We start from the raw sequence: 13,802 nt of genomic DNA, 5'->3' as shown, positions 1-13,802 counted from the left end.
TCCCCTTTATTTCGTTAAGTCTTCCACGAATTTAGGAAGTACAAAGGCTGCCTTATGCAAACGTGGTGAGTAGTATTTGGTGTCCATCTCTGGAATTTGAGTCTCATCCACTTGAAGTGGATCATGTTTCTTGCTGCCCATTGTGAATGTCCACAGACCGCTTGGGTACGTTGGAATGTTACAGCCGTATACATGTACAATGGGGAAGATTTCTTTCACATCCTTGTTTACCTTTTGAATCAGGTCTGCTTTGAACCAAGGGTTGTCGGTTTGTGCGACAAAGATGCCATCTTCTTTCAATGCTTCATGGATCCCTTGATAAAAACCACGCTCAAACAGTGGTGCAGCCGGACCTACAGGCTCCGTGGAATCCACGATGATTACATCGTACTCATTTTTATGTTCAATAATATGCATATAGCCGTCATTCACGAGCACTTCAACATTAGGCTCGTCCAGTTTACCGGCGATTTCAGGCATATATTTTTTGGAATACTCAATAACTTTACCGTCAATTTCGACGAGAACTGCTTTTTCTACCGCAGCGTGTTTGATGACTTCACGGATAACGCCGCCGTCACCACCACCTACAACCAACACTTTTTTTGGATTTGGGTGAGTGTTCAGGGCAGGGTGAGCCGCCATCTCGTGATATACGAACTCATCTTTCACAGTTGTCATCACCATACCGTCAAGCAGCAGCATGTTACCGAATTCCTCGGTTTCTACCATAGCCAAGTCCTGAAAGTCCGTCTTCTCGCTTACATATGTCTGCTTAATCTTCGCGGTAATCCCGAATGCCGGGGTCTGTTTCTCCGTGAACCACAATTCCATGATCTCTACCTTCTTTCCGTAAAGTTATTGATCAGCCATATCAAGCATGGCGCTGCACGCCGCCCGGTTCGCACAAGCACGCCCAGCGTTCGGCGCCAAAGCATTAGGGTTGCTGGCTGCGGGAAAGGTCCGCGTTCACTTCATTATATAGATTAAATTGACCACAGCGTGCTAAGCGTCTAACCGATCAACGAATCAATGACAATTGGTGCTGTTCGTCTATCTGTGCCTTTTTGTATGTTGTGCCGAACTGCTACTTTTCATTACCCTTTTGCATTATACGCGATAGATGTTTATCCTGCAAAACGGTTTTTTCTGCAGAAATGCTACATTTAAAACTGTTGGGTGGCAGACTGAATATCCCTGTCCATGAAATCCCATACTGGGAAGAAAAGAAGAAAGGAGCCCGTTCCATGACTCAACATCGCCAGAAAACCCGCAAACGCGGGTTCCGTTTATTAAAATGGATTAAAAGCCTCTCTCTGCTCGCTGTTCTCGGCGTTATTGCGACGATTGCAGGATTGGTGTATCTATATGCGACCAGCCTACCCCTAGCTGATTCGGATCGCAACTCAAGACTGCTGGATAGCCAAGGCGAAGTCATCGCCACCTTCTCTGCAGGCGGCAAGGATTCTGTACCCGTGCAGCTACAAGACATCTCACCAGACCTGGTTAGTGCCACTCTGGCTGTTGAGGATCGCAAATTCTATGACCATTATGGTTTTGACATTCAAGGGGTGGGACGGGCCGTGCTCGTTAACCTGCAGCATATGAAAATGTCCCAAGGTGCCAGCACCCTCACGCAACAGCTTGCGCGAAATCTATATCTTTCTCATGAGAAGACTTGGACTCGCAAGGCCAAAGAGGCCATGTACACGGCACAGCTTGAAATGAAGTACAGCAAAGATGAAATTCTGCAAATGTATCTCAATGAAATCTATTATGGTCATGGTGCCTACGGCATTGAAGCAGCTTCGCGAATGTATTTCGGCAAATCAGCCAAACAGCTCGATTTGGCGGAAAGCGCCATGCTCGCAGGCATTCCAAAAGGCCCCACCTACTATTCTCCATATAACCATATGAAGAACGCGAAGGATCGGCAGAAGATCGTACTGGCTGCCATGGTCGATATCGGCAAGATAACCAAAGCCGAAGCGGACAAGGCTTATGAGGAAATGCTGTCTTTTAAACCGGAAAGTGAACGAAAAACAGTAGAAAGCGCGCCCTATTTCCGGGATTACATTCGCAGCCTTGCAGTCAAGGAGCTGGGCATTAGTGAAGCCATGCTGGACCATGGAGGACTAAATATATACACCACTCTGGATCTGCGTGTGCAAAAGGCAGCTGAAGACGCTGTAGCCAAAGGCATGGACCCGAGCAGTGAACTGGAGACAGCTCTCGTGTCCATAGACCCTCGTACAGGCTATATTAAGGCTATGGTAGGCGGCAAAAACTACCGGAACAATCAGATCAACCATGTGCTGGCGACGACACGCCAGCCAGGATCTGCATTTAAGCCTATTATGTATCTGGCTGCACTGGAATCCAAAGAGCTGACAAGTGCATCCATCTTCAATAGCGAACCAACCCTGTTTCACTATGACAATGATCGCAAGACCTATAAACCTGGCAATTTCGGCGACAAGTATCTGGGGGAAATTGATCTAAGGCAGGCCATTGCCGCTTCGGACAATATCTATGCGGTCAATACGATAATGCAGATTGGGCCGGATCAGGTTGTGAATATGGCCAAAAGCCTGGGGATTACAAGCAATCTGAGCGCTGTCCCTTCTCTCGCCTTGGGTACCTCGCCCGTAAGCCCACTGGAGATGGCTTCTGCCTTCTCGGTTATTGCTGCAGGTGGACAGCGGACGCCTCCTGTCGCCATTCTGCAGGTGACGGATGCAGCAGGACGTGTCATCTATGAAGCACCACAAACCAAGGCAGAGAATGTGGTAGAACCGGCCGCAGCATATGTACTGACACGTTTAATGGAAAGTGTGTTCGAAAATGGCGGTACAGGGAACCGGGTTGCTACCACAATTAAGCGCCCCGTAGCAGGCAAAACCGGTACGACCAATACGGATGCCTGGATGGTTGGCTTCACCCCCGAACTCTCCACTGCAGTATGGGTCGGTTATGATCAGGGCAAAGCCATCTCCACGTCGGATGGACGCCGCGCAGCACCGATGTTTGCCCAATTTACAGAACAGGCTCTTGCGAGTGTACCGCCTAAGATCTTCCCTGTTCCCGATCATGTGGTCAGTGTCTATATTGATCCCGAGTCCGGAAAACTGGCGGGTAATGGCTGTGAAGAGAAACGGCTTGAGGTTTTCATTGACGGCACAGAACCGACAGAAACCTGTAGCGGAGCAACCGAGAATACTGATCCGAAAAAGAATGAAGAAAGTCGTGAGGTACAGAATCAAGATGGAATCCAGGAAGAGAAGCATTCGTGGTGGAGAGACTTTAAACGTTGGTGGGTAGAATGACGTAACTAAGTAATGACTTAACAATGACTTAATTGCGTCACTGTGATTGACCGGCTTCAGGTTCTTTCTGGAGGTCAAGTAAAGCAAAAGCCCCGAACCGATCATTTCGGTTGCGGGGCTTTTCATGTTCTTTTTAAAGAGAACAGTTATAACGCTTTTATCAGAAAGCTTTATCAGGAAAGTGCTTCTTTTAGTTCATCCGGAGAAGCGTTCCACCACTCTTCATTGTGTGTAATCAACAGCTTCTTGAGAGCAGCACGATCCTCTGGTCCAAGCTCATCCAGCATGAAGCGGCGCTTCATTGCATAATCCATCCGGTTTACATGGTCAGCCAGCAGCTTCCACCCTCGTTTCGCCTCGGTATCGATCCACATCTCGCACGCTGTTGCTCCGCCGTACAATTGTCCCTGTTCCGTACGGTCCACAGCTACCCAAACCAGCCATACCTGGCGACCATTAGGTACATCTTCCCGATTCGTCGAAAACTTGATTCCACGTTCTACCTTGCTCTTTGCATGCATGGCACCAATATCAATCTTTGCCTCGCCATTATCAATAATAACCGGCGACAGGTTGTTCAGATCAATGGAGCCTGCACCGAAACCTTTATGTTTGCTCTTAGCACTTACGATATTCAAGGCAATCTGTTTTTTGCCGTTTTGCTCGTTTTGATCCATAGTTATAGCCTCCAAGGGTTGATACAAATATTTTAACTAATAATCGCCCCATTGCAAACATATACATGCTGTAGATGCTTGTCAACGGGAGGTATTTAACGATGATTCCACTACGCGCCAAGAGCTGGCTTACTGCAATTCTGGCCCTGTGTGTGTTTACCGGAGCCATATGGATCACTCTGGATCACACTCGTTCTACGACATCCGACTTGCCAACGCTCGCCCCGGAATTGGGCAAGCCTCCGGCCAAAGTCCAAACTCCGGCACCTCCAGAAAGTGTACAGACACCTACTGCTGAGGTGTTCAGCAACCGCGTGGTGGAATATCACATGGATGTGAAGCTGGTAGACGGCAATGTTTTGGAGGGAACGCAGACGCTGACCTGGACTCATCCGGGTAAAAAAACAGTCAGCGAACTTTATTTCCACCTATACCCCAATGCATTCTCTTCTACGGACACAACATTTATGAAGGAATCCGGAGGAAAGCTTCGCGGTGATGTGATGCCAACGGACGGTTACGGCTCCATGAATATTACGGAGATGAAAACAGAGGACGGGCTTTCCCTCCTGCACCGGATGCAGTATGTACAGCCGGATGACGGAAACATGAAAGACAAAACGCTCATAAAAGTGAGATTACCAAAACCCGTCAAGGGCGGGGAAACCATTACACTGCACACCCGGTTTGAGGTCAAGCTGCCCAAAATCTTTGCCCGCATGGGAACCGCTGAAAACTTCGTTATGGCAGGCCAATGGTTCCCCAAACTCAGTGTATACGAGCCTGCAGGCACGCGAGGGCGTACGGCTGAAGGCTGGAATCTGCATCAGTACCACGGGAATTCCGAGTTTTATGCGGATTTTGGCATCTATAGTGTGCGTATTCGGGTACCGGACACATACAAGGTTGCTGCGACCGGGTTTCCTACGAAGCAGGCTGTTATAAAAAATGGCGAAAAGATCTATCAATTCTATGCTGACGATGTACACGACTTCGCCTGGGCAGCCTCACCTGACTTTGTTTATGCAGAAGAACCCTTCTCCGCTCCCAACGTGCCAGGTGTACGAATCAAGCTCTATCTGGACCCGGCCCACCAGGATCTGAAGGAACGTTACTTCTATGCAGCCAAAGCAGCTCTTTCGAATTACAGCAAGTGGTTTGGTCCGTATCCGTATTCCACGCTCTCTATCGTTGTTCCCCCAAAAACAGGTAATGGAGCAGGCGGCATGGAGTATCCTACCTTAGTTACAGCCTTCGGCGCGGATGACGCTACACCAGGCTACGATCTGGAACGCACAGTTGTACACGAGATTGGCCATCAGTACTTCTATGGTATGGTTGCCAGCAATGAATTTGAAGAAGCTTGGCTTGATGAGGGGTTCACCTCTTACGCAGAAGACAAACTGATGGAGCAGGAATACGGACTTATTCCGAATCTGCCCGTTCAATCCGGCTTAATTACTTCGCCTGCCTCACTCACGCAGGAGTCCTGGAAGTTTGATTCCCAGAATCATTACGCAGCCAATGTTTACACAAGGGGCAAGCTTGTGCTGCTGGGCATCGAACAACAAGTAGGCGCCAAAACGATGGAACGCATTCTTTCAACTTATGTCAAAAAGTATCGGTTCAAACATCCCACTTCGGCCGATTTCCAAAAGGTCGTGGAGCAAGTGACCCGTAAATCCTGGTCTGATTATTTTAATCAATACGTATATGGGGACGGGATGGCCGACTTCTCCGTGGAGAATATCCAGGTCAAGCCTGTTGAGAAAGATGGTCAAACGTTGTACGAATCATCGGTAACCTTAGTAAAGAAAGGCAGCGACTACGAGAAAGTACCCGTACGCATCGTTTTTGAGGATGGACACATCATCGCCAAGGAATGGGATGGCGGTAACGGTCGAATTACGTACAAGTTAACGTACAGCTCGCCTGTATCCTGGGCCATGACCGATCCGTTATATACCGTTGTGCTGGAGAACCGTCATATGAACAACTTTTTGAAAGCCGGTCTGGATGAACCATCCAAGTTCCGCTGGAGCATGAGTGTAACCAAACTTATTGAAGCTATATTCGGAGGTCTGTCATGGTGAGGTGGAGACAGTGAAAGCAAAAATACGTGAGGGCTGGTTTCTCGTCCGTCAGCATATGTTCATTGTGGCACTTTTATTTCTCTATCAGCTGGTGTGGGGTTACTTCATCTATAAAATGGTGCAATCCGCAGTCATTCCCTTGCTGCTGCGCTATCCGGACCCTGACGCCGGGGAACTGAGTACCATTTTATTCAAAATGGAAAGCCAGCTCAATCTGTCTACCCATCCCGAGGTGCATCGCTATTTATGGATACTTGGGGCCATGCTCCTGCTCCGCATGCTAATTACCCCTCTCATCCAGGCAGGGCTGCTCTACTCATTACAACACTTCAATCATACAGAAGAACGTGTTCCTTTTGTACGTGGGATCAAGGCACTGTGGAAACCGATGATGCTGCTTCATTTCATTAAAACGCTATTATTGCTGCTGCCTGCGTACTGGCTGATCCCCAAGCTGTATAGTATCTTTCTGGATGGATTCCACTCGCTGCAATTGCTCCTGCCAGGCATTCCATATGTAGCCGGATGGATCGTATATGGATGGATCATACATCATGCTTTGTTATATATGCAGTTTGGCGCTACAGCTCACGAGGATCAGGGCGGGGTAAAAGGTACATTTTTGGGTTTATTGCTCGCCTTGCGTCATATCTTTCCTCTCATTGGTATCGCAGTGGTTCTGGGAGGAATTCATCTGCTCATCTTCGGTGCTTTCACATCTGCGTCGTGGTTCCTGACAGGTCTCATCGGTCTCATCCTGCAACAAACCTATCCGCTCGCCAGATGTTTGCTCGATATATGGAAGATATGCGCTCATTTCCGTCTGTGGCAGTCCAAGTCCTCCAAAGGTTAAAAAGTGTAATGAACCGTGCAAAAATTGTTACCATCTTCATGTAAACTTATGTCAATGTTAACGCTTCACAAACGTAAACCCCGACCTTTCCCCGTCAAAGGTCGAGGTTTTTTTTGCTAATTTTCTTGTTAAACGTTGCCAAAGGCTTACTCCTCTGTTACAATAATCGCAGTGAGTTTTTAGTAACAACTTTGTAATCTTTACCTCATGAATTGTAACTACTTAAAATTAAATCGTCATTTCTTGATTTCGCAGGTGCACAACTAGCATAGCCAAATTCCTGGCACCTGGGAAGCGGGGGAACCAGTTATGGGTGAATTGATCTTGCTACAGAGGGATCATAGGGGACCTTCAACCGAATCCTTAAGCTAACCTCGCAGGCGTTGGAAGGGGTATATCTCTTGTTCAAAAAGAAATTAACAGCAGCTGTCCTCAGCTTAACATTCGCACTATCACTTGGAGCAGGCAGCGCATTCGCAGATTCAAAAATGGATAAAGTAATTGATTCAGCAATGGGAACTACATACAAAAGTGGTGGAACAACGCTTAACGGCTTTGACTGCTCTGGATTCACACGGTATGTATTCGAAAAGCTGGGCATCGATTTGGCTCGTCAATCCAGCTCCCAATTCGACATGGGTGACTCGGTATCCCGCATGGAAATGAGACCAGGCGATCTGGTATTCTTCAATACAACGGGTAAAGGGGTTTCACACGTAGGGATTTTCGTGGGTGAAGGTAAGTTTGCACACTCCTCGTCTTCCAAAGGAGTTACCATCAGTTCTTTGAGTGAGAACTACTGGGCCAACCGCTATGTTGGCGCTAAACGGATTATGAGCACGGACGCATATGAGTCACTGGCCCTCGACTAGGGACAAGCTGAGCAACATCATACTGTAACGAAGCATAAATCAACCGCCCGGTACATTCTCCGCAGGAATGTATCCGGCGGTTTTTTTGTGCATCTTCGTCCGTGCCCTTATGATGTTTTTACCCATCCCACTGTAATATAAACGAAATTCCAGGAACTTTTGTTTCACTTTTTTTCAAGGGAGCAAAACCTTGCCAAATGCCCTCCTCTTTTGTAGAGTAAAATCAGGATTAAATATGAAATGACATATGTTATAAACCATTAGCGTATGACTAGAAGTAGCTTGTTCACAATGAAAGGAGCGTGCAGTGGTGTGGATGAATCTTCTGTAACGTTTCACGTTGTGCCGATGCAAGAAGAACATGCAGCATTGATCTGCAGCTGGACATATGAACCACCCTATAACATTTATACCTGGCTGCCCTGGGAACAGATGAAGGCGCTGGAGGTTGAATTCGGGGATGAGCAGCTTCGAAAAGAGCAATATGCAGTTGTACTCGGAGAGCAGGACCAACTTTGCGGATTCGTTCAATTCTTTCCTCTTGAAGGCGGGACGCGGATTGGGCTTGGCATGCATCCTGAACAGTGTGGACAAGGTCGCGGTACTGCCTTCGTCTCTGCGATCGTGAAGGAAGCCATTCGGCGGAACCCTAGTCATGAGATCGATCTCGAAGTGCTCACTTGGAATACGCGAGCTATCCGGGTTTATCTCAAGGCTGGATTTGTCACCCAGGATACGTATGAACGACAGACACCAAGCGGTTTGATGCCCTTTTATTGCATGGTCTATGAAGGACCTCGCTAATCTTAAACTAACCCTTAAACCGCGTAAGACAAAGAAATTCATGCCCGTTTATGTGATTAGTTCAAAAAATTACCACAAAATGCTATGATGTCTTAACAGGTTCCGTTATAATGATATGGACAGTTTCAGTTTAGATGATCTTTCATTCTGGAGGGGACATAACGGATGCACAAATGGATCATGAGCGGGGTATTTTTTGCAGCATGCGCATTGGCTATTGTATTAATGTTTACGCTTCCAGGGAAAGAGGAAGTGGCTGAAGAAGCGAAACCAACCATGCCTGAAGTGGCAATGGATGCCGGACAGGCTGAAGCACTGGTCAAAACCAATTGTATCACGTGTCACGGGGATCAGCTTCAAGGTGGCGTAGGACCTGCACTAGCAAACATCGGCAGCAAGGATGATGTGGAGAAGATCTACTCTACCATTGTCAAAGGTAAAGGTGGCGGCATGCCTTCCTTCAAGGACAAACTGAAGGACGAGGAAATTGCCAATATCGCGATGTGGCTGGCTGAGAAGAAATAAGGAAATGAGATACACAGCAAAGAGGCCCCTGCCTTCCCTCTCGGAATGGTACGGGCCTCTTCGTCATATCGTTCAGCCTCTGGCTGCGTGTTCTGCCAAAAAGGCTTCCACTTCACGTGCATACGGCATCCCCGACTGGGCGCCGAGCTTCGTTACGGATAACGCGGCCGCTCCCATGGCATAGCCTACTGCCGCGTCCAATGCTTCCCCGCGCGCGAGGGCTACCGCCAGCGCGCCGTTGAAACAATCGCCAGCGCCGGTCGTATCGACGGCGCTTACGGCGTAGCCCGGCGCACGGCAAGCGCCGGCACGCCCTGCCTGTACGCGGCCGCCTGGCGCTGCCGCGTACACAGCCCCCTCGGGGCCGAGCGTCGTGACGACAGCGGCCCCGAGCGATGCGGCGAGCTCTGCGACCGCCGCATCCACGTCTTCCGGCCGGAGATCATCCCGGCCGGTAAGCACGGCAAGCTCGCTGCGGTTCGGCGTGACCACGTCGACGCACCGCAGGAGCTCCTGGGGCAGATCCGGCACCGCTGGAGCCGGGTTGAGCACCACCAGTGCGCTGCCTTCTGCCGCCAGTTCGGCGGCGCGGGTGACCGCTGGCAGCGGGATCTCAAGCTGCAGCAGCACTGCTGCGGCTGCAGTCAGGCTTTTTACCGTATCCGCCTCTTCCAGCATCTCCGGCACCACTTGTCCATTCGCTCCAGGAATAACGATAATCCGGTTGTCTCCCTTGGAGAGCCAGATCGATGCTGTACCTGTTACAGTGTCTTCCAATACACGAACCTGCGAGGCATCTGCCCCACTATCCGTCAGACTGTGCAGCAAGCGTTCCCCAAAACCGTCTGAACCCACTGCTCCAATCATCGTAGTCTGTCCACCCAGACGTGCAGTAGCAACGGCTTGGTTAGCCCCTTTGCCTCCCGCCAGATAGTGAAGCTCCTCACCGCTTACCGTTTCTCCCTCTTCCGGGATGATATCGGTCTTCACCACGAGGTCCATATTGAGACTGCCTACAACCGCGATCAGAGGCTTATTCTGATTCATGTCTGACATGTATGCTTCCTCATTTCTTGGCAGCACAACGATAACCGATCCCGGCTATGTCGTCCTCATTTTCTCAAACGTTTCGTTAAACTGCTCTGCTTCCTTAATATCTACAGATGTAATTCCACCCTCATCCCACGACGTGAGACGCAGCGTAACCGTTGTATAATCAATCGTAATAAAAGGATGATGATTAAATGCTTCCGAGATCGCCGCGACCTCATCCACGAATGCAATCCCTTTCATGTAGTTGGAAAATACGAACTTGCGGACAATCCACCGTCCCTCCTCCAGTTCCCAGCCTTCCAGCCTTCCCAGATGAGCTTCGACTTCTTCTTGCGTAAAAACCATACGTTATCTTCCTCCCCATAAAGACGGCACAAGGGTAGTCTCTAACCCTGTCCCTCATGCCATCCGAAACCTTGGTGCTACCACAGTAACCCCAACCGTCATAGGTTAGCCGCTCTGCGGCTCGCCCGTTTCATGACTCTCATCTTACCACGTACGGAACTCAAAATCCAATACTGTAAATGGCGTTAGAGCCAATAGCCGTAAGGCTTCCAGGCGTTTCCCCTTCCGGTTTCCACGCTAGAATTCCCCTTATATTCGGCCCTAGATTAGGGGTACAAATGTCAATTCTTCTTCCCCAATCAGAATATGAATGCGGTGCTGCTCCTTGTCATGAATAACCACACCACTCCCTACAGGAATGACCGACTCTGTGCCCAGCGCATAGAACAAGTCCTCTGCCAGAGCTTCGTCTACTTCGAGTTGCTCGTTTTCACCCAAACGGGACCAATCCTCTGCATCCATTTCGAAAAAAACATAACGATCCGGAATGCGGCCGATCGCCTGTGTCAAATCTGTCAATATTCCTTCATAATCCCGTCCATGCTTTACGCCCATTGGCTTTTTCACTCCTGTTTGGCCCCTAAAGAGCTGATTTGTTCTTATTATACCTGAAAATAACCCTTAAAAAAAAAGGGCATCTGGTCGATAAATACTATACATGACCGTTTCAGCTGTTACAGCATTTCTAAAAAATGCCATAGGTTAAACGGATTGCGGCCAAACATTCGCCCGGAAGCCCGAATACAGCCGCTTGAAAGGATTCAATTTTATCTCATGGATGAGGTGTATGATGGAAATTTCAACGATTATCGGACTAGTTTTAGGGCTGGTTTCACTTGTTCTCGGGATGTTCCTGAAGGGTGCTCCCCTGATCAATCTGGTTAACAACCCGGCAGCCTACGTTATTATCTTTGTTGGTACAGCAGCAACAATCTTCATGGCATTTCCAATGTCTGAAGTTAAAAAAATCCCCAAGCTTTTTGGGGTACTCTTCAAAAAGCAGCAACTGATTGACCGTGTTTCACTGATCGGCACATTTATGGAATGGGCTTCCACTACCCGTCGTGAAGGTTTGCTGGCACTGGAATCAAAAGTCGAAGAGATTGACGATCAATTCCTTCGCAGCGGTATGCGCATGATTATTGACGGCAACGACCAGGAATTTGTTAGTGATGTTTTGATGGAAGATATCCATGCCACCGAAGAGCGTCACCGCGGCGGAGCATTGATCTTCGCACAAGCGGGGATGTACGCTCCAACACTCGGGGTTCTCGGGGCCGTTGTAGGTCTGATTGCAGCCCTGGCCGACCTTAGTGATATGGAAAAGCTATCTCACGCGATTGCGGCTGCGTTCATTGCTACACTCCTTGGTATTTTTAGTGGTTACGTGTTGTGGCACCCGATGTCCAACAAGTTGAAGCGGATGTCCAAGAAAGAGATGGAGATCAAGCTGATGATGGTTGAAGGATTGTTATCCATTCAATCCGGTGTATCCACCATTGCCATCAACCAAAAATTATCTGTATTCCTGACACCTTCCGAACGTAGACAGCTGGAAGAGAAGGAGGGATCATCAGGTGAAAAAGGCTAAAAAACACGAGCCGCATGAAGAACATATAGACGAGAGCTGGTTGCTCCCGTATTCTGACTTGATGACACTGTTGCTTGCCCTGTTTATTACGTTGTTCTCCATGAGTTCTCTCGATGCAGCCAAGTTCGAACAGATGGCCTCGGCACTAAGCAGTGCACTGAATGGCGGCGCAGGTGTATTGGATCATACATCCATGAACCCTACGGAAGCCACAACCGACCTGGGCAAAAACAAACAGGTGCCTGAAGAGATCACCAAGAACAAATCTGCTCAGATTACAGATGCACAGATGGCTCAAAAAGAGCAGGAAGATCTGGAAAAACTCAAGAAACAACTGGACCAATACATTAGCAAAAACGGGCTATCGGACCAACTCAACACCAAGCTGAATCAATCTGAACTGAAGATTACCATCAGTGATAACGCTCTGTTCTCTTCAGGGCGAGCAGATGTGAAGCCTGAATCGCGATCACTGGCAAAAGCCATTTCCAACATGCTGCAGGAGTTCCCGCAATATGAAGTGGTTGTTTCTGGCCATACTGATAATATTCCCATCTCGAACAGCCAATATAAGGATAACTGGGATCTAAGTGCGGATCGCGCACTGAACTTCCTCAAAATCCTCTTGTTGAACGACGCACTGGACCCTGCGAAGTTCACACCTAGCGGGTATGGTGAGTATCACCCGGTTGCCAGTAACCAGACCAATGTTGGACGGGCTCAGAATCGCCGTGTAGAGGTTTCTATTATCCGGAAGTATCAAAGCAACAATTCGACTGTGAAAGCAGTTAATCCAGTAAACTAGAAGTGAATGCAAGTTCAACAGGACGTTTTTCTCTCCGGTAGAGGAAAACGTCTTTTTGATGTGTAAATGTTTAGTCACCATGATATCAAAAAAGCTCTGCTTTCTTTTCTTCCGAAAAGATATGCAGAGCTTTCATGAATTAAACGATTTATTCCAGAGAGTAGTTCAGCAGGCTGCCCAATTCAGACTTCTCCGCAGCTGTCAACTCTCTCCACTTCCCAGTAGCCTGGTCACCCAGATGGATATTCATGATACGTACACGCTTCAATTTACGCACCTCGTAACCAAAGGCACTGCACATTCTGCGAATCTGCCGATTCTTCCCTTCGGTCAGTATAATCCGGAATACTCGCTCAGAGATTCGAGTGACGGTGCAGGGCAACGTCATTTCACCGAGAATTTTGACGCCCGTGCTCATCCCCTTCAGAAAACTCGGCGTGACAGGGCGGTCAACTGTAACGATGTACTCTTTCTCATGGCGTCCCTCTGCTCTAAGTATCCGGTTGACGATATCTCCATCATTGGTCATCAGAATGAGCCCTTCGGAATCCTTGTCCAATCGGCCAATTGGAAAAATGCGTTCCTTGTGACCTACAAAGTCAACGATATTGCCCTTGATATGCTGCTCGGTTGTACTCGTAATGCCGACAGGTTTATTGAGTGCAATATATACATGTTTTCTTTTTTCCTTGATAGGCTGACCGTTGATCCGTACGTCGTCGCCTTCTTCCGCCTGACTTCCCAGTTCGGCGGTTACGCCATTAATGGTCACTTTCCCGCTCTCGACTAATTTATCCGCTTCACGCCGGGAGCAGTAGCCTGTTTCACTTATAAATTTATTAATACGCAAAAGGTAAT

The 13,802-nt window shown here is 48.5% G+C and carries 14 protein-coding genes and 1 riboswitch; of the genes, 8 read left to right on the top strand and 6 right to left on the bottom strand.

Translation table 11 applies throughout. The annotated features are described in order from the left end of the window. Positions 1 to 6: 6 nt before the first annotated feature. A complete protein-coding gene (gene speE / locus F4V51_RS00540; RefSeq protein WP_153976465.1) occupies positions 7 to 834 on the bottom strand; it encodes a polyamine aminopropyltransferase in 828 nt (275 codons plus the stop codon). Positions 835 to 1,247: 413 nt separating this feature from the next. Here speE and F4V51_RS00535 point away from each other — a divergent pair, with 413 nt between their 5' ends. Beyond that, positions 1,248 to 3,326: a transglycosylase domain-containing protein gene (locus F4V51_RS00535; protein ID WP_153976464.1), complete on the top strand. Its 2,079-nt coding sequence runs from the start codon at positions 1,248 to 1,250 to the stop codon at positions 3,324 to 3,326. A 173-nt stretch (positions 3,327 to 3,499) separates the two neighbouring features. On the opposite strand, the gene F4V51_RS00530 is transcribed toward F4V51_RS00535, so the two are convergent. After that, on the bottom strand, positions 3,500 to 4,003 hold the full coding sequence (locus F4V51_RS00530) for a YwhD family protein (RefSeq protein ID WP_095293467.1): 504 nt from the start codon (positions 4,001 to 4,003) through the stop codon (positions 3,500 to 3,502). Positions 4,004 to 4,104: 101 nt separating this feature from the next. Between F4V51_RS00530 and F4V51_RS00525 the strand changes: the two genes are divergently transcribed. The 5 genes from F4V51_RS00525 (at position 4,105) to F4V51_RS00505 (ending at position 9,150) form a co-directional block, all read left to right on the top strand. Next, positions 4,105 to 6,096 (top strand): M1 family metallopeptidase, encoded by a 1,992-nt coding sequence (locus F4V51_RS00525; protein ID WP_153976463.1) that lies wholly within the window; start codon positions 4,105 to 4,107, stop codon positions 6,094 to 6,096. A gap of 10 nt (positions 6,097 to 6,106) precedes the next feature. After that, on the top strand, positions 6,107 to 6,949 hold the full coding sequence (locus F4V51_RS00520) for a hypothetical protein (protein ID WP_153976462.1): 843 nt from the start codon (positions 6,107 to 6,109) through the stop codon (positions 6,947 to 6,949). Between the two features lie 260 nt (positions 6,950 to 7,209). Then, positions 7,210 to 7,347: riboswitch (cyclic di-AMP (ydaO/yuaA leader) on the top strand. 3 nt (positions 7,348 to 7,350) lie between these two features. Beyond that, positions 7,351 to 7,821: a C40 family peptidase gene (locus F4V51_RS00515; RefSeq protein ID WP_095293464.1), complete on the top strand. Its 471-nt coding sequence runs from the start codon at positions 7,351 to 7,353 to the stop codon at positions 7,819 to 7,821. A 291-nt stretch (positions 7,822 to 8,112) separates the two neighbouring features. Then, the gene (locus F4V51_RS00510) at positions 8,113 to 8,625 is read left to right on the top strand and encodes a GNAT family N-acetyltransferase (RefSeq protein WP_153976461.1); all 513 of its coding nucleotides are present in this window, start codon (positions 8,113 to 8,115) and stop codon (positions 8,623 to 8,625) included. 165 nt (positions 8,626 to 8,790) lie between these two features. Continuing rightward, positions 8,791 to 9,150, top strand: a complete 360-nt coding sequence (locus tag F4V51_RS00505) for a c-type cytochrome (protein WP_153976460.1) — start codon at positions 8,791 to 8,793, stop codon at positions 9,148 to 9,150. Positions 9,151 to 9,222: 72 nt separating this feature from the next. On the opposite strand, the gene rbsK is transcribed toward F4V51_RS00505, so the two are convergent. The 3 genes from rbsK to F4V51_RS00490 all read right to left on the bottom strand — a co-directional run bounded on the left by rbsK (position 9,223) and on the right by F4V51_RS00490 (position 11,103). Then, on the bottom strand, positions 9,223 to 10,206 hold the full coding sequence (gene rbsK, locus F4V51_RS00500; protein WP_153976459.1) for a ribokinase: 984 nt from the start codon (positions 10,204 to 10,206) through the stop codon (positions 9,223 to 9,225). A gap of 45 nt (positions 10,207 to 10,251) precedes the next feature. Then, entirely contained in the window at positions 10,252 to 10,548 is a 297-nt protein-coding gene (locus F4V51_RS00495) for a 4a-hydroxytetrahydrobiopterin dehydratase (RefSeq protein ID WP_095293460.1), read from the bottom strand. Between the two features lie 261 nt (positions 10,549 to 10,809). Next, a complete protein-coding gene (locus F4V51_RS00490; protein ID WP_095293459.1) occupies positions 10,810 to 11,103 on the bottom strand; it encodes a hypothetical protein in 294 nt (97 codons plus the stop codon). A gap of 235 nt (positions 11,104 to 11,338) precedes the next feature. Between F4V51_RS00490 and motA the strand changes: the two genes are divergently transcribed. Together motA and motB are read left to right on the top strand one after the other, a co-directional pair. Next, positions 11,339 to 12,139 carry a flagellar motor stator protein MotA gene (motA, locus tag F4V51_RS00485; protein ID WP_095293458.1) on the top strand — a complete coding sequence of 267 codons (801 nt, stop codon included), beginning with the start codon at positions 11,339 to 11,341 and terminating at the stop codon, positions 12,137 to 12,139. Further along, positions 12,126 to 12,944: a flagellar motor protein MotB gene (gene motB, locus F4V51_RS00480; protein WP_153976458.1), complete on the top strand. Its 819-nt coding sequence runs from the start codon at positions 12,126 to 12,128 to the stop codon at positions 12,942 to 12,944. The genes motA and motB overlap by 14 nt, the downstream gene beginning before the upstream one ends. Before the next feature lie 148 nt (positions 12,945 to 13,092). Here the strand turns inward: motB and rluF are convergent, their stop codons facing one another. Next, a complete protein-coding gene (gene rluF, locus F4V51_RS00475) occupies positions 13,093 to 13,794 on the bottom strand; it encodes a 23S rRNA pseudouridine(2604) synthase RluF (RefSeq protein ID WP_153976457.1) in 702 nt (233 codons plus the stop codon). Positions 13,795 to 13,802: the final 8 nt, after the last annotated feature.

It is taken from the genome of Paenibacillus xylanilyticus, assembly GCF_009664365.1.
GTDB classification, from domain to species: Bacteria; Bacillota; Bacilli; order Paenibacillales; family Paenibacillaceae; genus Paenibacillus; species Paenibacillus xylanilyticus_A.
This window is presented reverse-complemented; position numbering and strand designations above follow the sequence as displayed.